Below are 22,971 nucleotides of genomic sequence, written 5' to 3'. Positions count from 1 at the left end.
AACGCAATTTTCCATGGATTTCAAAGCTCTCTTCTCGCTTTCGCCCAATCCCTATGTCGTGCTCGACACGGATCTCAGGATCGTGTGGATGAACGACGCCTATCTCCGCGTCACCATGTCCTCGCGCGATGCGATCATGGGCCGCAAGATGTTCGATGCCTTCCCCAGCGAGCCGGGCACCGAAAGCCACGATCTGCTGCTCGACTCGCTGATGCATGTGATCGAAAGCGGAGAGGCGGACGAGATCGCGCTGATCCGCTATGACATCGCGGCACCCGACGGCACGATGACGCAGCGATACTGGAGCGCGACGCATTCGCCGATCTGCGAGGACGGCAAGACCAGATACATCCTGCAGCATACGGTCGATGTCACCGAACTGCACGGCCTGCGCCGCATGCGCGACCAGATGGGCCTGGTCAAACGTGCGGGCGCGATTCAGGCGCGCAACACCGATCTGGAAGCGCAGACCGAACGGCTGCGCCGCCTGTTCGAACAGGCCCCCGGTTTCATTGCGGTGGCCGAAGGACCCCGGCACGAATTCCAGATGGCCAATATCGCCTATCGACGGCTGGTCGGACGCGACGATTTGATCGGCAAGCCGGTGGCCGAGGCGCTGCCCGAAGTGGTCGATCAGGGCTTCGTGGACCTGCTGGACGAGGTGCTGGCCAGCGGCACACCCTATTTCGGCAGTGGTGAGGAAGTCTTCCTCGGGGCCGATGACAAGCGCGAGCAATTGTTCCTCGACTTCATCTTCCAGCCGATCTTCGACGAGCAAGGCACGGCATCGGGCGTCTTCATACAGGGTCACGACGTGACCGAGGGCGTGCGCGCCCAGAAGCGGCAGGAACTGCTGATCCACGAGCTCAACCACCGGGTAAAGAACACGCTGGCGGTGGTGCAGGGCCTTGCCAGTCAGTCCTTCCGCAAGATCGACCCCGACGGCGAGGCACGGCGCATCTTCGCGCAGCGCCTGCACGCGCTGGCCGCGGCGCATGATCTGCTGACGCGTGAGAACTGGCAGGCGGCGAAACTGTCCGAAACGCTGGAAACCGCCATCAGCGCGGCCACCGGCGGCGATGCGGAGCGGTTCGTGATGAACGGCCCGCTGGTAACGCTGACCCCGCAGATCGGCGTGGCGCTGGCGATGACGGTGCATGAACTGTGCACCAATGCGATCAAATATGGCGCGCTGGCGAATGACGAAGGGCGCGTGCTGCTGGACTGGACGGTGCAGCCGCAGGACGACGAAACGCAGCGCCTTACGATCAGCTGGCGCGAAACCGGCGGCCCCCCGGTTACGTCGCCCGAAAGGCGCGGCTTTGGCACCCGCCTGATCGAACAGGGCTTCGTGACGCAGCACGACGGCAAGGCCGTGCTCGATTACCGCCCCGACGGGCTCGTTTGCGATATCGATCTTGCCATCCCCATGGCACCCACCACGACAGTGTTCGACAAGTCGCCGGCCGATGCCGAAACGCTGGCGAAGGCCTGACACTGCATCGGCTGGGGCACCGGGCGGCTGACGCCGCCGCGTCAAGCCGCTATGGGGCGCGCATGACCACGCCATCCCGCGATTCCATCCCGCCGCTCACCGTCGCGGCGCTCTACCGCTTTACGCGCTTCGACGATCCCGCCGCGCTGCAGGCTCCGCTTGAGGGTGTGTGCCGCGCAAACGGCGTGCGCGGCACGCTGCTGCTGGCGGGCGAGGGGATCAATGGCACCATCGCGGGCACCGAACCCGCCATCGCCGCGGTGCTGGACCATATCCGCGCGCTGCCCGGCTGCGCGGCGCTCGACGTCAAGTTCTCGACCGCCGCGTCCATGCCGTTCCACCGCATGAAGGTGCGGCTGAAGCGCGAGATCGTGACCATGGGCCAGCCCGGTATCGACCCCAACCGCAGCGTCGGCACCTATGTCGAGCCGCAGGACTGGAACGCGCTGATCGCCGATCCCGACACGATCGTGATCGACACGCGCAACGATTACGAGGTGGCGGTCGGCACGTTCGACCGCGCCATCGACCCCAAGACCGCCAGCTTCCGCGACTTCCCCGCCTGGTTCCGCGCCGAACGCGACCGCCTGCTGGGGGAGGGCCGGCTTCAGGAGGGAAAAGCACCCAAAGTCGCGATGTTCTGCACCGGCGGCATCCGCTGCGAGAAATCGACCGCTTTCCTGAAGCAGGAGGGCGTGGACGAGGTCTTTCACCTCAAGGGCGGCATCCTCAAATATCTGGAAACTGTGCCCGAGGACGAAAGCCTGTGGCGCGGCGAATGCTTCGTGTTCGACCAGCGCGTCACCGTGGCGCACGGACTCGCGCAAGGCAGCTATGGCCTGTGCCACGCCTGCCGCCGCCCGGTCAGCGACGCCGACATGGCCTCGCCGCTCTATGAGGAAGGCGTCAGCTGCCCCGCCTGCCATGATGAGCGCAGCGACGAACAGCGTGCCGCCTATCGCGAACGCCAAAGGCAGGAGACCCTGGCTGCGACGCGCGGCATGGCGCATGTCGGCGCGGTTCTGGAGAAGGAGAATGGCTGACCCCGTCCTCTACAGCTTCCGCCGCTGCCCCTATGCGATGCGCGCGCGGCTGGCGCTGGCGATCAGCGGCACGGCCTGCGAACTGCGCGAGGTGAAGTTGTCGAACAAGCCCGACGCCTTGCTGGCGGCCTCGCCCAAGGGCACGGTCCCGGTGCTGGTGCCGCAGGATGAAGCTGTGATCGACGAGAGCATCGACATCATGCGCTGGTCGCTGTCCCATAGCGACCCAGAAGGCTGGCTGGAACGCGACGACAAGGACCTGATCGCGGCCAGTGACGGCCCCTTCAAGCACGATCTCGACCGCTACAAATACCCCGACCGCCACGGTTCGGACTCGCTCGCGCACCGCGAAAGCGCGCTGGGCTTCCTCGGCGAGCTGGACGACAGGCTCGCCGTGAACGGCCAGCTCTGCGGGGCGAAGCGAGGGCTGACCGACGCCGCGATCTTCCCCTTCGTGCGCCAGTTCGCCGCGGTCGACCGCGACTGGTTCGGCGCGCTGCCCATGCCGCATCTGCGCAAATGGCTGTCGGGCCACCTCGAATCGCCGCTGTTCAAGGCGATCATGGTCCGCCACCAGCCCTGGGCCGAAGGCGACGCGCCGATCCGTTTCGCCCCATCGCTCGCCTGACGCACATCTCCGTCCGGCGCGGGCTTGCAACATGCCGCCGCCGCGCTATCGTCCTCATCATGCACATCAAAACCATCGCAGCCTCGCTCGCCGCCGCATCCACGCTGGCCTTCGCAAGCCCCGCCGCCGCCCAAAGCCTGAGCGAAAGCATTGAGCGTGACATGCCCGAGCTGATGGAGCTTTACCGCGAGCTTCACGCCAATCCCGAACTGTCGATGCAGGAAACGCAGACCGCGGCGCGGCTGGCGGGTCTGCTGACGGACATGGGCTATGACGTGACGCAGGGCGTGGGCGAAACCGGCGTCGTCGCGGTGATGAAGAACGGCGCGGGCCCCACCGTGCTGCTCCGCGCCGACATGGACGCGCTGCCCGTGACCGAACAGACGGGGCTGCCCTATGCCTCGAAGGTCACCGCCACCGCGCGCTCGGGCGTCGAAAGCGGTGTGATGCACGCCTGCGGCCATGACACGCATATGGCAGGGCTGATCGGCGCGGCGCGGCAGCTGTCCGAACGCAAGGACGAATGGAGCGGCACGCTGGTCGTGATCGGCCAGCCCGGCGAGGAAGTGGGCGAGGGCGCGGTCGCCATGCTGGAAGACGGCCTCTACGACCGTTTCCCGAAACCCGATTACGCCATCGCCTTCCACGATGCCGCGCAGATCCCGGCGGGCGTCGTCGGCTATGCCTCGGGCTATGCGCTCGCCAATGTCGATTCGGTCGATGTCACCATTCCCGGCGTCGGCGGCCACGGTGCCTATCCGCACACCACGAAAGACCCGGTCGTGCTGGCCAGCGCGATCGTGACCCGCCTGCAGACGCTCGTGAGCCGCGAGCAGAACCCGCAGGACCCCGCGGTCGTCACCGTCGGCGCAATCCATGGCGGCGCCAAGCACAACATCATCCCCGACGAGGTGAAGCTGCAGCTGACGGTGCGCAGCTATTCCGACGCCTCGCGCGACGGTCTGCTGAAGGGCATCGAGCGCATCGCGCGCGGCGAGGCGATCGCCTCCGGCATGCCCGAGGACAAGATGCCGACCGTCACCATCGACCCGGCCTTCACGCCCGCCACCTACAACAATCCCGAACTGGTCGAGCGGCTGATCCCCGTCATGCAATCGACCTTCGGCGAGCAGCGGGTCATCGAAACCCCCGCCGTGATGGGGGGCGAGGATTTCAGCCGCTATCGCCGCGAGGATCCGGAAAACATCCAGTCGCTGATCTTCTGGGTCGGCGGCGTACCGGCCGAGAACTGGGCCAAGTCCGAAGCGGGCGAGATGACGCTGCCCTCGCTCCACAGCCCGTTCTGGGCGCCCGACGCCGATGCGGTGGTCCAGACCGGCGCGACCGTGCTGGCGCAGTCCGCGCTGACGCTGATGGCCAAGGGGCAGTAGGACAAGTCAAAAACAGGCCAAACCGGCGGCGCCGATCCGCACCGCCGCCCGTCCCGATATTGCCCGCCGGTTACCAGTGTAACCAAACAGTCACAATGCGTGTGGCTTCTTCGCATTTGCACAATAGGCGCATTGACCGGCGCGTATTCCCGATAGCAATGCGCCCCTCGGTCGGGCGCGCCTGAAAGCGGGATCGAACGGGTCCCCGGCCGCTGGTTTCCACTTTGGCCGGGAATGCTTCCAATGTTCAATCGCGCTCATCTTCTCCTCGCGACAACCGCGCTGCTGGGCGGCGGGATCGCCATGCCTGCCGCCGCGCAGGACACGACGCAGAATTATGCCGATGCGCCCGAAGGCCTCGGCGACATCATCGTCACCGCGCAGCGGCGCGAGGAAAACATCCAGGACGTGCCGATCTCGGTCACCGTCATCGACGATGGCACGCTCGAGGCGATCACCGCCAGCGGTCAGGACATCCGCGCGCTGTCTGGCCGCGTGCCCAGCCTGCTGATCGAATCCTCGTTCGGCCGCACCTTCCCGCGCTTCTACATTCGCGGCCTCGGCAACACCGATTTCGACTTCAACGCATCGCAGCCGGTCAGCCTCGTCTATGACGACGTCGTCCTCGAAAACCCGATCCTCAAGGGCTTTCCCGTCTTCGATATGCAGCAGGTCGAGGTTCTGCGCGGCCCGCAGGGCACGCTGTTCGGGCGCAACACCCCCGCCGGCATCGTCAAGTTCGACACGGTCAAGCCCGGCTATGACTTCGGCGGCTACGGGCAGGTTTCCTATGGCCGCTTCAACGCGGTGAACGCCGAGGGCGCGGTCACCGTGCCTGCGGGCGAGAATGTCTCGCTGCGCGTTTCCGCCCTGTATCAGCGTCAGGACGACTGGGTCGACAACGTGCTCCCCTCTGGCACGACCGAGGACGCGTTTGGCGGGTATGAGGATTTCGCCTTCCGCCTGCAGGCGCTGATCCAGCCCAGCGACGATTTCGAAGTGCTGCTGACCGGCCAGTTCCGCGATCTCGACGGGACGGCCCGCCTGTTCCGCGCCAATAATTTCACCCGCGGCGAGCCCGCCCTGAACGAGAATTTCGACCGCGATTCCATTTCGGTCGACGGCCAGAACGAACAGACGGTCAAGACGCAGAACCTCTCGGCCCGCATGACCTACGACCTCGGTCCGGTCTCGCTGATCTCGGTCACCAGCTACTGGCACGGCGAATCGACCTCGGTCGGCGATGTCGACGGCGGCTTCGGCGCCAATTTCCTGCCGCCCGCACTCTACGGGCCGGGCGACATTCCCTTCACCGCCGAAACGCGCGACTCGGTCCCCGATCTCGAACAGTTCACGCAGGAACTGCGCATCGCCAGCAATGGCAGCGGACCGCTCAGCTATCAGGCCGGCTTCTTCTATTTCGACGAAGGGCTCGACATCGTCAGCGAGAACTACTCGACGCTGGGCGACGGGCTGAATGCGCCGGGCGGGGTCAACATCTTCGTCAGCCAGCGTCAGGACAGCAAGGCATACGGCGTGTTCGGATCGGTCACCTACGACCTGACCGACCAGCTGAGCGTGACGGGCGGCGTGCGTTACAACGACGACAGCCGCGATTTCACCGTGACGCGCAGCAAGGATACGCAGTTCCCCGCCTTCCTGCAGAGCCCGCTGGGCACCGTCACCCGCGACGTCAGCGACGACACGATCACCTGGGACGCCAGCGTGGGTTACGAGGTGAACCCCGACGTCAACCTCTATGCCCGCGTCGCGCGCGGCTATCGCGCGCCCAGCATCCAGGGCCGCATCCTGTTCCCGCCCGCAACCCCAACTCCGCTGGAGGACGGCGTGTCGGTGGCCGATTCCGAAACGATCACCTCGTACGAGGCCGGGATCAAGACCACCGCGTGGGACGGACGCGCGCGCGTCAACCTGTCGGGCTTCTACTATGACCTGAACGATGCGCAGCTGACCGCCGTGGGCGGCGACGTGAACGCAAACCGCCTGATCAATGCCGACAATGTGCGCGGCTATGGCTTCGAACTCGACGCACAGCTCGCGCCCGTCACCGGGCTGACGCTGACCGCGGGTCTCAGCTACAACCATACCGAGATCCGGGACGAGGGCCTGACCTCCGCGGCGTGCGGCGGCACGCGGGTCGATACGTTCCCCGATGTCTCGCTGTGCACCGTGCTCGATCCGGTCGTGGTCCCGGCGGCGCCCTTCGCGGCGGCGATCGTCAATATCGACGGCAACCGCTTGCCGCAGTCGCCGCGCTGGATCGCCAACTGGACTGCGCGCTACGGCGTGCCGGTCGGCGACGGAGAGATCTATGCGATGACCGACTGGGCCTATCGCTCGCGCATCAATTTCTTCCTGTATGAATCGGTCGAGTTCCAGGACAAGCAACTGCTCGAAGGCGGCGTGCGCGCCGGCTGGCAGAGCGACAGCTATGAACTGGCCGCCTTCGTGCGCAACGTCACCAACGACAAGAGCGCGGTCAGCGGGATCGATTTCAACAATCTCACCGCCATGATCAACGAACCGCGCGTGTGGGGCGTAATGGCCGGGGTGCGCTTCTGAACGCCTGACATAAATCTCTGAAATGATGCCGCCCCGGCCCGCCGAAACGCGGGTCGGGGCGGTGTTCGTTCTGCGCTTCAAGAACTGTCCTTCGCCGCTGAAGAGGCGTATAACGGCATGATCGACGACTCCATAGGTTGGAGCCGCGCTGACACAGCGTAGCAACGCAAAGGAGGAGATCATGCGCATCTCGCATGCACCAAGGGCCGCCCGCAGAGTCGAGCCGCCCGGCCGCCCCGCCAATATCGCAGGGCCCCACGCACATCCGCACTGGCACATCCACGCGCCCCATGTCGACTGGGGACATGTCGCCGCAGGCATGGTAGCGCTGATGCTGGCCATCGTGGTGATGTGGTTCTTCGCCCAGCCTTAACGGGCGACTGAACGATTGGCCGGACACCGCCCCGATCCCCCGCGCCCGACCGCTCGGTCACGCACGCGGGGGGCGGGGCGCGTGCCGATATGCCCCGATAATCGGCTAATACGCCCCTGACCGGGATTATCTCGGAACGTTACCGTGCGCCACTCGCTCCGTTAATGCGCATACCGCGCGGAGGAGAACGAGCATGGCTGAAATTCCCGTAGAAAAGAAATCGTCCCGGACATGGCTCTGGCTCTTGCTCGCCGCCATCCTCGTGGTTTTGCTCATCTGGTGGCTGTCGTCGGGCAATGACAATGTCGTGGACGAGGACGCCGTCGCCACCGCGCCTGCCGGAACGCTCGACACGGTCGACCAGTCTGCGATGGACCCCGCCGGTCCCATGACGCTGGCCGCCATACTGGCCCAGCCGCAGGCCTATATCGGGCAGACCTTCACCGGCGAAGTCGGCGTCGACGGCCCGCTCACCGATCGCGGCTTCTGGGTGCAGAACGACGGCGCGCGCATGTTCGCCATCATCATCGACGAACCGCGCGAAGTGCCGTTGGACATCAACGCCGGACAGCAGCTGATGATTTCGGGCGGCCGGATCCACGAAGGCGGCGCCGTGTCGGATGTCGAAGGCGTTCCGCTCGATCAGGATACGCTGGACGTGATCGCGGACCAGGCGGCGTTCATGATCGTCGACGAAGCCAATATCGAGATATTGCAGGGCGCCTGAGCGCGCCGGGAAAGGATTACGACATGAACGACACACATGACCGCTTCGGCGAACTCGAGGATCTGGGCGACTGGTCGCTCGTCAACCCGGAACAGGATATTCGCGGCTTCTCCGTGCTCGACAGCAAGGGCAATTCCTATGGCAGGATCGAAGAATTGCTGGTCGACAAGAAGAAGGAACACATCGCCGCCGTCCGGCTTGAGGATGGCCGGATGATTGCCGCGGACGATCTCGAAATCCGCAATCAGGACGTGGTGTACCACGATGGCGGCGCGGCCTCGCGGATCGACTATGCCCGCGTGCGGCGTCCGTAACGAAAAGCGGAAAAGGGAAGGGGCCCGCCGCCGCGCGGGCCTTTTTCATGGCCTTGACAGCCGCCCCGACTGATAGGCCTGCTGCGTCAATCGGCAAAAACTCATCGATTTGATCGATCAATCCGAACGAGCATCTGCGTTTGGGCCGCACGGCCCCCATCTGTATACTGCACTTTCACAAGGACGGGTTACCCCCTGCAGGAGATGGATAAAATGGACGCCAAGACAAAAGACCCGCTGAAGGGCGGCTGCCCGGTACAGCACGAGGCTCGCAAATCGCTGCTGGGCCGCACCAATCGCGACTGGTGGCCCAACCAGCTCTCGCTCGACATATTGCACCAGGGCTACACCAACCCCAGCCCCTTCGACCCCGACTTCGACTATGCCGAAGCCTTCAACGCGCTCGATTACAAGGCGGTGAAACGCGATCTCCACGCACTGATGACCGACAGCCAGCCGTGGTGGCCCGCCGATTACGGCCATTACGGCCCGTTCTTCATCCGCATGGCATGGCACAGCGCGGGCACCTATCGCATTCAGGACGGACGCGGCGGCGCAGGCTCCGGCCAGCAGCGTTTTGCTCCGCTCAACTCGTGGCCCGACAACGCCAATCTCGACAAGGCGCGCCGCCTGCTGTGGCCGATCAAGCAGAAATACGGCAAGCACCTCAGCTGGGCCGATCTGATGATCATGGCGGGCAATGTCGCGTTCGAATCCATGGGCGCGCCCGTGTTCGGCTTCGGCGGGGGCCGCGCCGACACGTTCGAGCCCGAAACCGACGTCTATTGGGGGACCGAGGAATACTGGGTCGGGCACGAGAACAACGAAACCCGCATCCAGCCCGACAAGGAGCTTGAGCTGGAAGACCCGCTCGCCGCGATCCAGATGGGCCTGATCTACGTCAATCCCGAAGGCCCCGGCGGCGATCCCGACCCGATGGGCAGCGCGCGCGACATCCGCAAGACCTTCGGCAACATGGGCATGAACGATACCGAGACCGCCGCGCTGACCGTGGGCGGCCACACCTTCGGCAAGTGCCACGGCGCGGGCGATGCCAGCCTTGTGGGCGCGGAGCCCGAGGGCGCGGATATCGCGATGCAGGGCCTTGGCTGGACGTCGGACCATGAAAGCGGCGTGGGCGACCACACCATCACCAGCGGCCTCGAAGGCGCATGGACTCCCACGCCGACCAAGTGGGACATGAGCTATTTCGACATGCTGCTCGACCACGAATACGAGCTGGTGCGCAGCCCCGCCGGCGCGCAGCAGTGGACGCCCGTGGGCGCGCCGCCCGAAACATTGGCCCCGATGGCGCATGATCCGTCGAAGACGCAGCCGACCATCATGACCACGGCCGACATGGCGATGAAGGTGGACCCGGAATATCGCAAGATCATGGAGAAATTCCGCGCCGATCCCGATTATTTCGCCGACCAGTTCGCCCGCGCATGGTTCAAACTGTGCCACCGCGACATGGGCCCCAAGTCCCGCTACCACGGGCCGGAAGTGCCGGAAGAAGACCTGATCTGGCAGGACCCACTGCCCGCGCTGGACCACCCGGTGGTCGACGCCAATGATATCAAGTCGCTCAAGGACAAGATCCTCAACAGCGGTCTGTCGGTCAGCGAGCTTGTCTCCACCGCATGGGCGGCGGCCAGCACCTATCGCGGCTCCGACCACCGCGGCGGCGCGAATGGCGGGCGCATCCGGCTGGCTCCGCAAAAGGATTGGGAAGTCAACGAACCGCAGAAGCTGGCAAAGGTCATCGAAAAGCTCGAAGCCATCCAGTCGGATTTCAACGGCTCGGCCAGCGGCGGGAAGAAGATCTCCTTCGCCGACCTCGTCGTCCTCGCGGGCGGCACGGCCATCGAAAAGGCGGCGAAGGACGGCGGCCAGTCGATCGAGGTGCCGTTCACGCCGGGCCGCGTCGATGCCACGCAGGACCAGACCGACGTCGAGAATTTCGGCTGGCTCGAACCGCGCGCCGACGGCTTCCGCAACTACCTCAAGACGCGCCACAGTGTCCCGACCGAGGAATTGCTTGTCGACCGCGCGCAATTGCTGCGGCTGACCGGGCCGGAAATGACCGTGCTGGTCGGCGGGCTGCGCGTGCTGGGCGCGAACCATGGCGGCAGCAGGGACGGCGTCTTCACCGACCGTCCGGGCGTGTTGTCGAACGACTTCTTCGTCAATCTGCTCGACATGCGCACCGCGTGGAAACAGGTCGAGGAGGACAGCGACGAGAAGTTCATCGGCAGCGACCGCGACACGGACGAGCAGATGTGGACCGCGACCCGCACCGATCTCGCCTTCGGCGCAAACTCGCAGCTTCGCGCCCTGTCCGAGGTCTATGCCGAGAACGGGATGGAAGCGAAGTTCACCGCCGATTTCGTCAAGGCATGGGTCAAGGTGATGGAACTCGACCGCTTCGACCTCAAGCGCAAGTAGGTCCCATAGACTTAGGAACCCCGCCGTGCCGCACGCATGGCGGGGTTTTCTCTTGAACTGTGGCCGCGCGCATCGCATCTAATATCCATGCAAAGCGACAATCCCCGTATCTCGGACATCACCCGCCTGTTCACCGCCGCTGCCGGCACCTTCGCCGGCATGGGCCGCGAAGCCAGCGAGGCCGCGCGCGAACGACTGCGCGAGGCGCTGGGCGGGCTGGATTTCGTCAGCCGCGAGGAATTCGACGCGGTCAAGGCCATGGCCGCCAAGGCCCGCGAAGAGAACGAGGCGCTCTCCTCCCGCATCGCCGCGCTGGAAGCCAAGCATTCCGGATCGGCGGAGCCGCTGAAAAAGGGCCCGACGAAGAAGCCCGCCGACAAATAGGGGCGTTCGGGCGCTTTACCGCCGAACAGCTTAACTTGCGGCAAGACGCCGGGAACAGGCGCGCGATCCGTCAATTGCTTGTGAAACCCCTCTCATCGGGATTTCACGCCCATGTTCACTCAGCTCAATCCGACGATACCAGTCCACGTGCTCGGCAAGGGGCACGGCTATGCTTTCGGCATGATCGATTACGGCCAGGAACATAACCTCATCTGGGTCACCGCCATCGACGACACGGGCGAGATCTGGTGCGCGCCCAATCCGCAGGTGCGGCTGGACAAGAACTGGACGATGGGCCGCGAACGCAACCCGGCGATCGCCGCCGACAAGGCAGCCGCCCACAAGAATATCGCGCTCGAAAATCGGCCCAAACCCTGCGCCTGCGCCGATAATCAGGTCGAGGCGGTCCATTCGTAAAGCTGCACCTGTGGATCCCCGCCATAGTGCGGATCCGCCAGCCTGAACCCCGCCGCCAGCAATAGCGCCGATGAGGTCGCGTTGCCCGCCGCCACGGTCGCGCGCACCGGATCGATCCCGCGCGCCGCGGCAAAGGCGACCAGCGCGGCCAGCAATTCGCGCCCATATCCCTTGCGCCACGCCGCACGTTCGAACCCGTAGATAATCTCGGGCGGCTCCCCCTCGGGCCGCGCCACGCCCGCCCAGCCGATCATGCGTCCGCCGTCCTTCTGGGTCACCGCACCCGTGCCGTAACCGTGCCGCGACAGGTTGGCGCGCGAATTTCGCACCCAAAGCAGGGCTTCAGCCCGGTCCAGCGGCGCGCCGTCACCGACATGGCGCGCGACATCGGGATCGGCGAAGATCGCGACCAGCCGGTCCGCATCATCCTCCTCGAACGGCCGCACGACCAGCCTGCCGGTGTCCAGCGCCGCGCCTTTGATCACCTCTTGTCCCTTTCCTCCATCTCGGGGATCGCTTGCGCAGCCGCGCGCGCCGCGTCAATGCTTGCGGCCATGCACATCCGCGCCTCCGCCATCGTCTGCGCCGCGCGCTCTCATGGCGAGAACGCGTCGATCGCGCGCGTGCTGACCGGCGAATACGGCCTCGTCGCGGGCTATGTCGCGGGCGGGCGGGGCAGGCGGATGCGCGCCGTGCTGGTCCCCGGCAACGGAGTGGCAATCGACATCGCCGCGCGCTCGGCCAGCCAGTTGCCCTTCCTCAAGGCCGAGCTTGTCACCAGCCGCGCGCCCTTCCTCTCCGAACCGCTGCCCGCCGCCGCCATCGGCTGGGTCACCGCGCTCACCGCCGCGATTCTGCCCGAACGCAGCCCGTTCCCCGCGCTCTATCAGGCGCTGGACGCGGTGCTCGACGCGATCTGCCATGCCCCCTCGGCGCGCGGCTGGGTGCCCGCGCTGATCGCCTATGAAGCGCTGTTCCTGCGCGAACTCGGCTACGGCGGCTCGCGCCCGGATCTGGAAGGTGCGGACTGGGGCAACACAATTGCCGCATTCGACCGCATCGGGCGCTTTGTGGAAAAGCGGGTTCTTGCAGACCGCGCCGGTCCTGTTATGGGCGACCTCGCCGCCGCGCGCGCAATATTGCGCGAGAGGCTGGCGCGCATCGCATAGATTACAAAAAAGGTCAGGGAACAGCACATGAAGATCGCGGTATTCGCGGGCGACGGTATCGGGCCGGAAGTGACGGAGCAGGCGCTCCGCGTGCTCGAGGCATTGCCCCTGCCGTTCTCGTTCCTCGCCTCGGACGTGGGCGGAACCGCCTACCGGAACCACGGCCACCCGCTGCCGCAAGAAACGCTGACCTGCGCGCGGGAGGCCGATGCGATCCTATTCGGCGCGGTGGGCGACCCGGCCTGCGACACTCTGGAACGCCATCTGCGCCCCGAACAGGCGATCCTCGGCCTGCGCAGCGAGCTGGGCCTGTTCGCGAACCTGCGCCCCGCCAAGGTCTTCCCCGGCCTCGAAGGCGCCTCCGCGCTGCGCCCCGAAGTTGCTTCCGCCATCGACCTGCTCATCGTGCGCGAGCTCAACGGCGACGTCTATTTCGGCGAGAAGGGCATGCGCACCACCCCGGAAGGCCTGCGGCAGGGATATGACGTCATGAGCTATGACGAAAGCGAGATCCGCCGCATCGCCGTCGCCGGATTCGAAGCGGCCCGCAAGCGCCGCGGCCTGCTCTGCTCGGTCGACAAGGCGAACGTGCTCGAAACCTCGCAATTGTGGCGCGACGTGGTGATCGAGGTCGCGGCGGATTATCCCGACGTCACCCTGTCGCACATGTATGTCGACAATGCCGCGATGCAGCTGGTGCGCAATCCCGGCCAGTTCGACGTGGTGGTCACCGGAAACCTGTTCGGCGATATCCTCTCCGATCAGGCCTCGATGTGCGTCGGCTCGATCGGCCTGCTCGCCAGTGCCTCGCTGGGCGAGCGCAAGACCGCGCATGGCACGTTCGGACTTTATGAACCTATCCATGGTAGCGCACCCGATATCGCGGGCAAGGGGATCGCCAATCCGCTCGCCACGATCCTGTCGGCCGCCGAATTGCTGCGCCATTCGCTGGGGCAGGAAGAACACGCCGCACGGGTAGAGGCCGCGGTCGCCAGGACCCTGGCCGACGGCATTTACGGCGCGGATCTGGGCGGCGACGCCGGGACCAGCCAGATCGGCGACGCGGTCCTCGCACGGCTTTAGGCGGGGGCGAAAGGCAAGCGGGGGGCGGGCCATGGACAGGATCATCGCGAGCCTGCGCTTCGGCGACCGGCCATGGAGCGTGCGCGCCTACCTTCTCTTCGCTGTGCTGACGCCCGTCGCGGCGCTCGCGCTCACCCCGCCCCGCCTTCTGCCGCATGTCGTGCTGGCCGGGCTGGCCTATATCGCCATTGCGGTGCTGTTCGCCGCCAGCCGCAACGACTGGGTGCGCTTTGCCATCAGCGCGTTTCATTTCATCCTGTCGGGGCTGGTGCTCTACGGGCTCGTCTTCATCCTGCCGGGGCGCAATCCCGATGCGCTGTTCCCGCTGCGGGTCGTGCTGATATTCGGCGCGGCGCTGGTGAGCACGGCCCTGCTATGGCACCCCGACACGGGCCGCTGGGTGCTCGCACCCGGCAGCGCCCGCTGACGGCAAGACGGCGTATCGGGCCGGGACGACGACGATGGCTTTGCGGGCATACGAAAGACATATGGGGCAGTCACCCTGGACCGTGCGAGCCAATGCGCTGCTGGCGGCCGGCGCGATCCTCGTCGCATGGGCGCTTACGCCTTATCCGCTGACGCCGACCATCGCGGCATTCTTCACCATCTATCTTGCGCTCACCACCGCCTTCGTCTGGCTTCGCAGCGCGCTGATGCGGTTCCTGATGACGGGTTTCCACATCGTAACCTTCATCCTCGCGGTGATCGCGATCCTGCGCGTCCCGCCCGAACTGTCCGGCGATGCTTGGATTCTCGTGCGCGCCGCCCTCGTCATGCTGGTCAGCGTCGGAGTGATCGTCCTGCAATGGCTACCCGCGACGCAGCGCTGGCTCGACCGCGACTAGCGTGCCCCGCCTCCCGATCCGGCAATCCGACATTGTCATGGCAGCGCCCCGACGCTAACCGCATCACCCATGAAACGCACCACCGGAACCGACCGCTCGATCACCCGCAACTGGCGTCCCGCCACACAGGCCGTCCGCGCCGGCACATGGCGCAGCGACATGGGCGAGACGAGCGAGGCGATGTTCCTCACCTCGGGCTACAGCTACGAGGATGCCGCCACACCCGCCGCGCGTTTTGCGGGCGAAGCGGCGGGCATGACCTATTCGCGCCTGCAGAACCCCACCGTCGCCATGCTGGATGAACGCATCGCGATCATGGAAGGCGCAGAGGCCTGCCGCACGCAGGCATCGGGCATGGCCGCGATGACGGCGGCGCTGCTGTGCCAGCTGTCGGCAGGGGATCACATCGTCGCCGCGCGCGCGGCCTTCGGATCGTGCCGCTGGCTGGTCGACGAACTGCTGCCGCGCTTCGGGATCGAGGGGACGACGATCGATTCCACCGACAATGCCGCGTGGGAGGCCGCGATCCAGTCCAACACCAAGGTGTTCTTCTTCGAAACCCCCGCCAATCCCACGCTCGACATCGTCGATCTCGACCATGTCTGCGCTCTGGCGAAGGCGCATGGCATCACCACCGTGGTCGACAATGCGTTCTGCACGCCGGTGATGCAGCGGCCCATGGAGTTCGGCGCAGACGTCATCGCCTATTCCGCGACCAAGCTGATGGACGGGCAGGGCCGCGTGCTGGCGGGTGCGGTCTGCGGGTCCGAGGAATTCATCAACGACAAGCTCCTCCCGTTCCAGCGCAACACCGGGCCCAACCTGTCGCCGTTCAACGCATGGGTGGTGCTGAAGGGCCTCGAAACGCTGGAACTGCGCGCCCGCCGCCAGTGCGACAACGCGCTGAAAATCGGGCGCTTCATGGAAGGCCGCGTGCCGAAGATCCTGCACCCCGGCCTTGCAAGCCACCCGCGCCACGACATGGCGATGCGCCAGATGGACATGCCCGGCTGCATCTTCTCCTTCGTGCTCGACGGGGGCAGGGCGCAGGCGCATGCGCTGCTCGACAATCTTCAGCTGATTGATATCTCGAACAATATCGGCGATGCACGGTCGCTGATGTGCCATCCGGCATCGACCACCCACCATTCGGTCGGACCGGAAAAACGCGCCGAGATGGGTGTCGATGAAGGAATGCTGCGCTTCAATGTCGGGCTGGAGGATGCAGACGACCTGCTTGAGGATATCGACCGTGCCCTGCGCGCCATCGGGCTGTGACGTGACGCCGAACAGGGAGCGCCCGGCATGAACGAGATCGCACCCGCCATCAGCGGCACGCCCGCCGAAGGCCTGCTCGCGGCGATCTTCGAAAGCTGCGAGGATGCGATCGTGTCCAAACGGCTCGATGGCACGATCACCAGCTGGAACCCGGCGGCGGAGCGGCTGTTCGGCTATCGCGCCGGCGACATTCTGGGCAAATCGATCCGCCTGCTGATCCCCGACGACCGTCAGCACGAAGAGGACGACATCATCGCCCGCATCGAGCGCGGCGAACGGGTGATGCCGTTCCACACGGTGCGCCGCCGCAAGGACGGCACCGACATCGACGTGACCGTCACCGTCTCTCCCGTGCGCGATGCGGACGGGCGGATCGTCGGGGCCAGCAAGATCGCGCGCGAGCTGGGCGACCTCGACCTTGCGCGCCGCGCGCTGGCCGAAAGCGAGACCCGCTTCAAGATGATGGCGGACAATATCTCGCAGCTGGCGTGGATCGCGGACGCCGAAGGCTGGATCTTCTGGTACAACCGCCGCTGGTTCGAATACACCGGCACCACGATAGAGGACATGGAAGGCTGGGGCTGGAAGGCCGTGCATCACCCTGACCATGTCGACCGCGTGGTGGAGCGTGTGCAGCATAGCTGGGACACCGGCGAATTATGGGAGGACACGTTCCCCCTGCGCGGCGCCGATGGCAAATATCGCTGGTTCCTATCCCGCGCGCGTCCGATCAGGGGCGCCGACGGCAGCGTGCAGTTCTGGTTCGGCACCAACACCGACATCACCGAACAGCGCGAGCAGAACGAGTCGATCGAGAACCTGCTGCGCGAGGTGAACCATCGCGCCAAGAACATGCTGACGCTGATCATGGCGCTGGCCCGGCGTTCGGCGCCGGGGAACGAGGAGTTCCTGAAACGCTTCATGCGCCGCATCCAGGCGCTTGCCGCCAACCAGGACCTGCTGGTGAAACGTGAATGGCGCAGCGTCGACATGGCCGATCTGGTCGAGGCGCAGCTGTCCTTCGCCATCGACCGCGCCAGGACGGCGCTGACCCATTCGGGCCCGCCGGTGGAGCTGACCGCGCGCGCCGCCGAAACGCTGGGCCTCGCGCTGCACGAGCTGGCGACCAATGCGTTCAAATATGGCGCGCTGTCGCAGATCGACGACGCCGGCGTCGGAGACGGCGAGGGGCGCACCGCGGGCAAGGTCGACATCGCCTGGGAACTGACCGACGACCGGCTGCGCATCAGCTGGACCGAAACCGGCGGCCCGCCGGTCACCGTCCCCGAACGCGAGGGATTCGGCAGTTCGGTCATCCGCGACATCCCCGCCGCCACTCTGGAGGCCGAGGTCCGCCTGACCTATGACGCGGGCGGCCTGCGCTGGACCTTCGACGCACCGGCGGAAAACCTGCTCGCGTCCTGATCCGGCCCGCGCGCGGCCATATGATCGGCCCGCCAGCGGCCACGCCATTGTTCACATCTCGCCCGCCCGATTTGCGTCCGGGGGCGATTTGCGCCTAACCTGCGTGTCGATGATAGAGCAGCTATTCGATCATGCCGCGATATCGCAGGGCATCACCGTCCGGGTCGCCGCCAGCTTCCTGCCGGAACAATCGCAGGTGTCCGACGGGCACTGGTTCTGGGCCTATCACATCCGGATCGAGAACAATGGCGAGCAGAGCGCGCAATTGCTGACGCGGCACTGGCGCATCACCGACGCGGCCGGGCGCGTCAGCCTTGTCGACGGCGAAGGCGTGGTCGGCGAAAAACCGCTGCTGAAACCGGGGGAAAGCCACGATTACGTTTCGGGCTGCCCGCTGGAAACGCCGCATGGCACGATGGAAGGCTATTACGGCTTCCGCCGCGAGGACGGCACCATCTTCGAGGCCGCGATCCCCTTCTTCCCGCTGTCCGCACCTGCAACCGCGCAGCGCTGAAATCGGGCCACCGCGCAGGGCTAGCGCGCGAATCGCATCCGTGCGTTGCCCATTCGCGGCGCGCGCATTATCAGCGATCTGGCCATGAAGCGTACCCATCTCCCCCTCAACGGCCTGCGCGTGCTCGACGCCGCGGCCCGGCACCTGTCGTTCACCCGCGCCGCGGACGAGCTTGCCGTCACCCCCGCCGCCGTGGGCCAGCAGATCCGCGCGCTTGAGGATCTGCTGGGCGTCGTGCTGTTCCGCCGCACGCCCAAGGGTCTCGAGCTTACCGACGAGGCAGCCGCCGGCCTCGATTCGCTGCGCAGCGGGTTTCTGCGCTTCGAGGAAGCGGTCCACGCGATGCAGGCGGGCCAGTCCAGCCACAAGTTCACCTTCGCCGCGCCGCGCGACTTCTTCGGCGCATGGTTCGCCCGCCGCCTCGCCGCCTTTCGCGAGGCGAATCCCGACACGCGCTTTCACATGGCAGGCGGCCACGACACCGATTTCACCGAAGCGAACCTCGATTTCGCGGTGCGCCTCGTCGAAAGCCCCGGCGAACTCGACGGCGTTCCGCTCTCGCCCGGCCGCCGGGTCGAGGTCGCCGCCCCCGGCGCGCCCGACAGCTGGATCTCATGGCCCGGCGGGCCCGAAAGCGAACCGGGCACCGAAGGAGAAGGGATCGAGGCGGGCCTGCGCGTCGGCGCGACCGGACAGGCGTTGTCGGCGGTGCTGGGCGGCATGGGCCGCGCAGTGCTGCCGCTGCAACTGGTCGAGCACGAGATCGAGACCGGCCAGCTGATCGCCCTGTCCGAGATCGAGGACACGCGCGCCACCTATTGGCTGGTCGCCCCGCGTCCGCAATGGCGCCAGAAAAAGGTCAAGGCGCTGGTCGACTTCCTGACCGCCGCCAAAAAGGACTGAAGGCGGGAGAAGGGGGCAGGCCGAAACCCGCCCCCGTTCCCTGTTGATTACCCGGGTATCTGCCAGCGGATCGCATTCTCGTAACGCCCCGCCGTCTTCGCGCCGTCCGCGCCCGTCGCCGCCTCGAACCGAGCGCGCCGCGTCACCAGTTTGCAAGCCGCCTCGTCAAGGCCGGGATGCCCGCTCGACGCGGTAATCGTGCAATCGGTCACCCGTCCGTCGGCCCCGATTTCCAGCCGAAACCGGGTCAGCCCCTCGTTCCCCATCCTGAGCTCGCGCGAGGGGTAATCGTTCGGCGTCACCCACGTCCCCGGATTGCCACGAGGCACCGCGCCCTTCGCCTCATAGGCGGGCAGCGGCGCGGGCGGCACCGGCATCGGGGGCAGGACGATCTCGTGCGTGCCCGGCAGGGGCGAGGGCGGCAGGGGCACGTCGAACACCATGGTGTCGATGCTGTTCGGCCGGTCGAGCGTGATCGCCGTATCGGGCGCGGTCGGCAGCGGATCGGCGCTGGGTTCGGCCTCCATCGGAGGCAATGGCTCCAGCTTCACCGTCTCGACCTTTTCCACGAATGTGGCCTTGATGGTCTTGCCGACCTCGGTGACGACGCTCGCCCCGAAACCGGAGACCAGCGCATAGCCCAGCGCGGCATGGATGACAGCGACCGTCGCGATCGTAGCGCCGCGGTTCTGGCCTTGCGGAGTGTCTGTATAGGACATCAGGCACCTCTCTTGATGGCGCCCGGCCCGTCACCGATTACCCACTAACCAAGGCTGGACCGGGCGCGTGGGACAGCCATGATACCATGTATCATCCGTAAGTCGACCATTTTGATTGAGAAAGCCGCTAGACCCCTGCGATCCATCAAGAATCTGCGACCTGCCCGCCGCAAACCGCCTCAATCCGCCGCGCCCTCCACCGGATCCAGCCCCGCGATCATGCGCTCCCTCGCGCGGCTCAGCTTGACCATGATGCCGTCCATGATCTCCCCGTGGCTCGGCCCGTCGGGGGCAGGGCGCTCAGGCACCGGCCCGTATCGCCGGGACCGGCGATGGCGCAGCAGGAACATCACCAGCGCCTCGTTATGCACGCGGTATTCGCCGATGATCTCGCCGCGCGCGACGACGGGGCGCAGCTCGCCCTCTATGGCGCGGGCCAGCGCCGTGTCCTCCAGCCTCGCGATGCCGAGGTCGATGGCCTTCTCCCACGCGGCGGCAAATTCCTCCGCCCCGCCGCGCGCGCGCAGATTGTAGAGCGCCTCCACGCTGGCCCCGATGGCGCGCGCCGCCTGCCGCACCGATCCGCTGGCGGCGAGCGCCGCGATGAACGCGCGCTGCCGGTCGGGCGTGATCGAGTTCCGGCGCGGGCAGGGATGGAGGAACGGCCTGAACCCCAGCAGCGGATCGTCCGGCGAAGGCTCCGGCCCGGTAAAGGCGGCACGGCTGGTCCGCTGCGAAGGATGGGCCGAAGCGCAGGAGAGCCGAAACGCCCCAGAAGCCTTTGGCGTAACCTCTGGCGCAACCTCCGGCGGCGCATCGCGCAGGGTCCCGCGCCCACCATGCGCGAAATGGCCATCCGCGAAATGGCCATCCGCGAAACCCCCATCCCCAAAGCCACCGCGCCCGGCGACCCCGCGCCCCGCCAGCTTGCGCCCCGCCAGCCTGCAACCCAAACGCCTGCGCTCCGATCTGGCCTTCCTGGCCGCCTCGCACCCCCGCGCCGCATCCCACGCCGCGCGAAAGCTCAGCCCCCGCACCGCCCTCTGCCCGGCCTCGGAATAACGCAGCTTCTCCAGCGCCGCGACGCTGACCCCCACTTCCTCCGCTGCCTCCGAAACAAGCCCCGTCCGCGCCAGCGCCTCGATGAACTGCCGCTGCCGCCGCGCAGTCAGCTTCCGCCGCCGCGCGCGAGGCACGGGCGTAAAGCGGATTTCAGGCGGGGCCGATTGGGTTGGGGGTGTGCCGGACATGGACGCGCTCCTGCTGGGTGAGGGGCGCTTGGGGATATGAGGGGGAGGGGGTGTAGGAAAATAAAAAGATTAGTGATCTATGTTTAAAACTGACTTTGCGGACACAACAATAAAATCACTATATTCATTCGAGCGAGATCGCTCGGCTTGAGGATTTTGACTCGAACCGCTTAGAGATAACATTTCCTGATTTAAAAACCTTCCGCTGTAACCCTTATGTAAATCTATTGAATGAAAGGGTCTATTCCCATCAGACTTTATATTATTAAATATTGACCACGTGTCTTCTGATGAATCGGAAAATGGGGCCTTAATCATCCATCGCCCGGTAGACCCCTTAAATAGGGCGCCAGGGCCCATTGTAACGAATTCGTGAGGATGGAAAAAATATGCTGAGGCTAATATAAGAGAAGAAACTGGATCTATTATGTTGGGATATGGCCACGTGTTCGTAAAATTAGATAGTATCTCAGCAATCTGCTCAATATCTCGTCTCGAGCAATGTACAAAATTTGTCCATGATTCTATAATGTAACTTATATTAACACCTTCTGGTGGGCTTAATTTATCGAAGTCCACCCCATACAATTCAAATTTTTTCAGCGAAAAATCCAAATTCGATGCTGGGGGAAGAACCACTGTTCGATCAAAAAACTTTCTTAAATAAACGCCACCATCAAAACCTTGTCCAAAATAGCCCTTGACGACTTCTCGAAGTTGTAAGGTGTCAGTTGAAATTACAAAAACTAAGCCCTCAATATCAAACACATGTTTGATATTTTCTAATAGCTTTATCGCGTAATCTGGATGGCATCGGTCTAACTCATCTATAAAAACAAAAAGAGGCAGTTTCATGCCTCCTTTTGAAAGCTCGTCCAATGCCTTCGATGATTTTGACTTAAATAACGCTATTGACTGCTTTTCAGATTCATGTGCCTGAAGTTTTGCATCAACATATTTTTCGAATGCGTCCGCCGCCTCTTTTTCAAAATCTTCGTCGTCAGAGATGGCTTGATTATCCAAATATGCTTCGGATAATTTATCAATTGATAATCCGGTAACTGATCTAAGCAAATGCTTTCCGATTTGTTTACCGGCCTCTATAGCAACAGGGGCTAAGGCAGACTTTGCGTCACCTAATAGTTTTTTGGCCTTGCTACTACCAATGGCTTTTTCGCTTAGAGTTTTATTAATAGCGCTCATTATCAATATTAATGGATCGCTGTTCCTATCTTCTTCCCAGGCGTTTATTTTCGAAACTGCATAATCCTCGTCAGCTAATATAGAGGCTAGTTTTTCGATAATATACGTTTTACCGCTACCCCAAGGTGCATCTAAGTTTATGATTAGTGATCCGATATCTGCCCTTTTTCGTGCTTCGTAGCGAGACTTCATTAATTCTATCAGGTGTTCACCAAAGACCTTTCGATTCAGTAGGTCGTCGCTCCAGCGATGGTCTCCCATTGGCAATAAGCCTCCCGCTTTTATCAGATGGCGCACTTCTTTACGGCTAGATGAATTAAAGGCTAGCCTTGACCCCACCCCCGAATCCCCTTAAGGGCCGCGCCAACCGCCAGCAGGGCTAACCCCCTACCGGTGGACAGAGCTGAACATTGCCGGTGAGTGGGGCCCGTCCGAACAGGGCAGCGCCTCGTTATCCGTCAAAGTAACCCGGCTGGACCCGGGTGGAGCGTTTCGGTTCGTGCGGCGATCGCCAGGGCAGGGCCTTACTTAAGGCCCGCATGCCCTTTTCGCGTTTCCCCGCACGGTCCTTCCTCCATCGCTGATCCATCAGGCGGCTCGATGAATTGAGTTTCGCCGCTCTCGTCATGCGCCTCGGTGCAGATCAGCGCGGAACCTCATCAGTAAAAGTGGGAACCACTTTTACGCCCGGATGAGGTGACCCCCGAACGGGACATTCTCCCGTTCGGAAAACAAGTTTCAGCCCGAACCCATCCGCATTTGCGCGGGGGAGGGCGCAA

General features: G+C 64.5%; 23 protein-coding genes. 19 read left to right on the top strand and 4 right to left on the bottom strand.

Annotated features, from left to right (window positions below; all coding sequences use genetic code 11):
* Positions 1-13: 13 nt before the first annotated feature.
* The 11 genes from AC4FIJ_RS05495 (at position 14) to AC4FIJ_RS05445 (ending at position 11,803) form a co-directional block, all read left to right on the top strand.
* On the top strand, positions 14-1,495 hold the full coding sequence (locus AC4FIJ_RS05495; protein WP_490335705.1) for a sensor histidine kinase: 1,482 nt from the start codon (positions 14-16) through the stop codon (positions 1,493-1,495).
* A 62-nt stretch (positions 1,496-1,557) separates the two neighbouring features.
* Positions 1,558-2,538 (top strand): oxygen-dependent tRNA uridine(34) hydroxylase TrhO, encoded by a 981-nt coding sequence (trhO, locus tag AC4FIJ_RS05490; RefSeq protein WP_490335704.1) that lies wholly within the window; start codon positions 1,558-1,560, stop codon positions 2,536-2,538.
* On the top strand, positions 2,531-3,166 hold the full coding sequence (locus AC4FIJ_RS05485) for a glutathione S-transferase (RefSeq protein WP_490335703.1): 636 nt from the start codon (positions 2,531-2,533) through the stop codon (positions 3,164-3,166). Before trhO ends, AC4FIJ_RS05485 begins: the two co-directional genes overlap by 8 nt.
* A gap of 59 nt (positions 3,167-3,225) precedes the next feature.
* Positions 3,226-4,557, top strand: a complete 1,332-nt coding sequence (locus AC4FIJ_RS05480; protein WP_490335702.1) for an amidohydrolase — start codon at positions 3,226-3,228, stop codon at positions 4,555-4,557.
* A 243-nt stretch (positions 4,558-4,800) separates the two neighbouring features.
* Positions 4,801-7,140: a TonB-dependent receptor gene (locus tag AC4FIJ_RS05475; RefSeq protein WP_490335701.1), complete on the top strand. Its 2,340-nt coding sequence runs from the start codon at positions 4,801-4,803 to the stop codon at positions 7,138-7,140.
* 181 nt (positions 7,141-7,321) lie between these two features.
* Positions 7,322-7,513, top strand: coding sequence for a hypothetical protein (locus tag AC4FIJ_RS05470; protein ID WP_490335700.1), 192 nt, complete (start codon positions 7,322-7,324; stop codon positions 7,511-7,513).
* 193 nt (positions 7,514-7,706) lie between these two features.
* Positions 7,707-8,240, top strand: coding sequence for a hypothetical protein (locus AC4FIJ_RS05465; protein ID WP_490335699.1), 534 nt, complete (start codon positions 7,707-7,709; stop codon positions 8,238-8,240).
* A 23-nt stretch (positions 8,241-8,263) separates the two neighbouring features.
* Complete coding sequence (locus tag AC4FIJ_RS05460; protein ID WP_490335698.1) at positions 8,264-8,554, top strand: PRC-barrel domain-containing protein; 291 nt, start codon at positions 8,264-8,266, stop codon at positions 8,552-8,554.
* Positions 8,555-8,767: 213 nt separating this feature from the next.
* The gene (gene katG / locus AC4FIJ_RS05455; protein WP_490335697.1) at positions 8,768-11,002 is read left to right on the top strand and encodes a catalase/peroxidase HPI; all 2,235 of its coding nucleotides are present in this window, start codon (positions 8,768-8,770) and stop codon (positions 11,000-11,002) included.
* An 87-nt stretch (positions 11,003-11,089) separates the two neighbouring features.
* Positions 11,090-11,386 carry an accessory factor UbiK family protein gene (locus AC4FIJ_RS05450; RefSeq protein WP_490335696.1) on the top strand — a complete coding sequence of 99 codons (297 nt, stop codon included), beginning with the start codon at positions 11,090-11,092 and terminating at the stop codon, positions 11,384-11,386.
* Positions 11,387-11,497: 111 nt separating this feature from the next.
* Complete coding sequence (locus AC4FIJ_RS05445; RefSeq protein ID WP_490335695.1) at positions 11,498-11,803, top strand: hypothetical protein; 306 nt, start codon at positions 11,498-11,500, stop codon at positions 11,801-11,803.
* On the opposite strand, the gene AC4FIJ_RS05440 is transcribed toward AC4FIJ_RS05445, so the two are convergent.
* Positions 11,779-12,288: a GNAT family N-acetyltransferase gene (locus AC4FIJ_RS05440; RefSeq protein WP_490335694.1), complete on the bottom strand. Its 510-nt coding sequence runs from the start codon at positions 12,286-12,288 to the stop codon at positions 11,779-11,781. The two genes, AC4FIJ_RS05445 and AC4FIJ_RS05440, sit on opposite strands and share 25 nt — an antisense overlap.
* 69 nt (positions 12,289-12,357) lie before the next feature.
* On the opposite strand from AC4FIJ_RS05440, the gene recO reads away from it, so the two are divergent.
* The 8 genes from recO (at position 12,358) to AC4FIJ_RS05400 (ending at position 19,020) form a co-directional block, all read left to right on the top strand.
* Positions 12,358-12,972: a DNA repair protein RecO gene (recO, locus tag AC4FIJ_RS05435; RefSeq protein WP_490335693.1), complete on the top strand. Its 615-nt coding sequence runs from the start codon at positions 12,358-12,360 to the stop codon at positions 12,970-12,972.
* A 27-nt stretch (positions 12,973-12,999) separates the two neighbouring features.
* Complete coding sequence (gene leuB / locus AC4FIJ_RS05430) at positions 13,000-14,055, top strand: 3-isopropylmalate dehydrogenase (RefSeq protein ID WP_490335692.1); 1,056 nt, start codon at positions 13,000-13,002, stop codon at positions 14,053-14,055.
* Positions 14,056-14,086: 31 nt separating this feature from the next.
* Entirely contained in the window at positions 14,087-14,482 is a 396-nt protein-coding gene (locus AC4FIJ_RS05425) for a hypothetical protein (protein WP_490335691.1), read from the top strand.
* A gap of 61 nt (positions 14,483-14,543) precedes the next feature.
* On the top strand, positions 14,544-14,900 hold the full coding sequence (locus AC4FIJ_RS05420) for a hypothetical protein (RefSeq protein ID WP_490335690.1): 357 nt from the start codon (positions 14,544-14,546) through the stop codon (positions 14,898-14,900).
* A gap of 69 nt (positions 14,901-14,969) precedes the next feature.
* Complete coding sequence (locus AC4FIJ_RS05415; protein WP_490335689.1) at positions 14,970-16,178, top strand: trans-sulfuration enzyme family protein; 1,209 nt, start codon at positions 14,970-14,972, stop codon at positions 16,176-16,178.
* Between the two features lie 27 nt (positions 16,179-16,205).
* Positions 16,206-17,603, top strand: coding sequence for a sensor histidine kinase (locus AC4FIJ_RS05410; RefSeq protein ID WP_490335688.1), 1,398 nt, complete (start codon positions 16,206-16,208; stop codon positions 17,601-17,603).
* A 112-nt stretch (positions 17,604-17,715) separates the two neighbouring features.
* Positions 17,716-18,117, top strand: a complete 402-nt coding sequence (apaG, locus tag AC4FIJ_RS05405) for a Co2+/Mg2+ efflux protein ApaG (RefSeq protein ID WP_490335759.1) — start codon at positions 17,716-17,718, stop codon at positions 18,115-18,117.
* Between the two features lie 84 nt (positions 18,118-18,201).
* A complete protein-coding gene (locus AC4FIJ_RS05400; protein ID WP_490335687.1) occupies positions 18,202-19,020 on the top strand; it encodes a LysR family transcriptional regulator in 819 nt (272 codons plus the stop codon).
* 47 nt (positions 19,021-19,067) lie between these two features.
* Here AC4FIJ_RS05400 and AC4FIJ_RS05395 read toward each other — a convergent pair whose 3' ends face one another.
* The 3 genes from AC4FIJ_RS05395 to AC4FIJ_RS05385 all read right to left on the bottom strand — a co-directional run bounded on the left by AC4FIJ_RS05395 (position 19,068) and on the right by AC4FIJ_RS05385 (position 22,531).
* Positions 19,068-19,739: an energy transducer TonB gene (locus AC4FIJ_RS05395; RefSeq protein WP_490335686.1), complete on the bottom strand. Its 672-nt coding sequence runs from the start codon at positions 19,737-19,739 to the stop codon at positions 19,068-19,070.
* Positions 19,740-19,918: 179 nt separating this feature from the next.
* Positions 19,919-20,989, bottom strand: coding sequence for a hypothetical protein (locus AC4FIJ_RS05390; protein WP_490335685.1), 1,071 nt, complete (start codon positions 20,987-20,989; stop codon positions 19,919-19,921).
* A gap of 69 nt (positions 20,990-21,058) precedes the next feature.
* Positions 21,059-22,531, bottom strand: a complete 1,473-nt coding sequence (locus tag AC4FIJ_RS05385) for a KAP family P-loop NTPase fold protein (RefSeq protein WP_490335684.1) — start codon at positions 22,529-22,531, stop codon at positions 21,059-21,061.
* Positions 22,532-22,971: the final 440 nt, after the last annotated feature.

Source organism: Croceicoccus sp. (assembly GCF_983967925.1).
This window is presented reverse-complemented; position numbering and strand designations above follow the sequence as displayed.

Excerpts from the sequence above, each read along its gene's own strand:
- katG (WP_490335697.1), top strand. The coding sequence starts at position 8,768 with ATGGACGCCAAGACAAAAGACCCGCTGAAGGGCGGCTGCCCGGTACAG.
- trhO (WP_490335704.1), top strand. The coding sequence starts at position 1,558 with ATGACCACGCCATCCCGCGATTCCATCCCGCCGCTCACCGTCGCGGCG.
- leuB (WP_490335692.1), top strand. The coding sequence starts at position 13,000 with ATGAAGATCGCGGTATTCGCGGGCGACGGTATCGGGCCGGAAGTGACG.
- AC4FIJ_RS05420 (WP_490335690.1), top strand. The coding sequence starts at position 14,544 with ATGGGGCAGTCACCCTGGACCGTGCGAGCCAATGCGCTGCTGGCGGCC.
- AC4FIJ_RS05395 (WP_490335686.1), bottom strand. The coding sequence starts at position 19,739 with ATGTCCTATACAGACACTCCGCAAGGCCAGAACCGCGGCGCTACGATC.
- AC4FIJ_RS05415 (WP_490335689.1), top strand. The coding sequence starts at position 14,970 with ATGAAACGCACCACCGGAACCGACCGCTCGATCACCCGCAACTGGCGT.
- AC4FIJ_RS05460 (WP_490335698.1), top strand. The coding sequence starts at position 8,264 with ATGAACGACACACATGACCGCTTCGGCGAACTCGAGGATCTGGGCGAC.
- AC4FIJ_RS05475 (WP_490335701.1), top strand. The coding sequence starts at position 4,801 with ATGTTCAATCGCGCTCATCTTCTCCTCGCGACAACCGCGCTGCTGGGC.
- AC4FIJ_RS05410 (WP_490335688.1), top strand. The coding sequence starts at position 16,206 with ATGAACGAGATCGCACCCGCCATCAGCGGCACGCCCGCCGAAGGCCTG.
- AC4FIJ_RS05470 (WP_490335700.1), top strand. The coding sequence starts at position 7,322 with ATGCGCATCTCGCATGCACCAAGGGCCGCCCGCAGAGTCGAGCCGCCC.
- AC4FIJ_RS05390 (WP_490335685.1), bottom strand. The coding sequence starts at position 20,989 with ATGTCCGGCACACCCCCAACCCAATCGGCCCCGCCTGAAATCCGCTTT.
- AC4FIJ_RS05485 (WP_490335703.1), top strand. The coding sequence starts at position 2,531 with ATGGCTGACCCCGTCCTCTACAGCTTCCGCCGCTGCCCCTATGCGATG.
- AC4FIJ_RS05495 (WP_490335705.1), top strand. The coding sequence starts at position 14 with ATGGATTTCAAAGCTCTCTTCTCGCTTTCGCCCAATCCCTATGTCGTG.
- AC4FIJ_RS05425 (WP_490335691.1), top strand. The coding sequence starts at position 14,087 with ATGGACAGGATCATCGCGAGCCTGCGCTTCGGCGACCGGCCATGGAGC.
- AC4FIJ_RS05465 (WP_490335699.1), top strand. The coding sequence starts at position 7,707 with ATGGCTGAAATTCCCGTAGAAAAGAAATCGTCCCGGACATGGCTCTGG.
- AC4FIJ_RS05400 (WP_490335687.1), top strand. The coding sequence starts at position 18,202 with ATGAAGCGTACCCATCTCCCCCTCAACGGCCTGCGCGTGCTCGACGCC.
- AC4FIJ_RS05450 (WP_490335696.1), top strand. The coding sequence starts at position 11,090 with ATGCAAAGCGACAATCCCCGTATCTCGGACATCACCCGCCTGTTCACC.
- AC4FIJ_RS05480 (WP_490335702.1), top strand. The coding sequence starts at position 3,226 with ATGCACATCAAAACCATCGCAGCCTCGCTCGCCGCCGCATCCACGCTG.
- recO (WP_490335693.1), top strand. The coding sequence starts at position 12,358 with ATGCACATCCGCGCCTCCGCCATCGTCTGCGCCGCGCGCTCTCATGGC.
- AC4FIJ_RS05445 (WP_490335695.1), top strand. The coding sequence starts at position 11,498 with ATGTTCACTCAGCTCAATCCGACGATACCAGTCCACGTGCTCGGCAAG.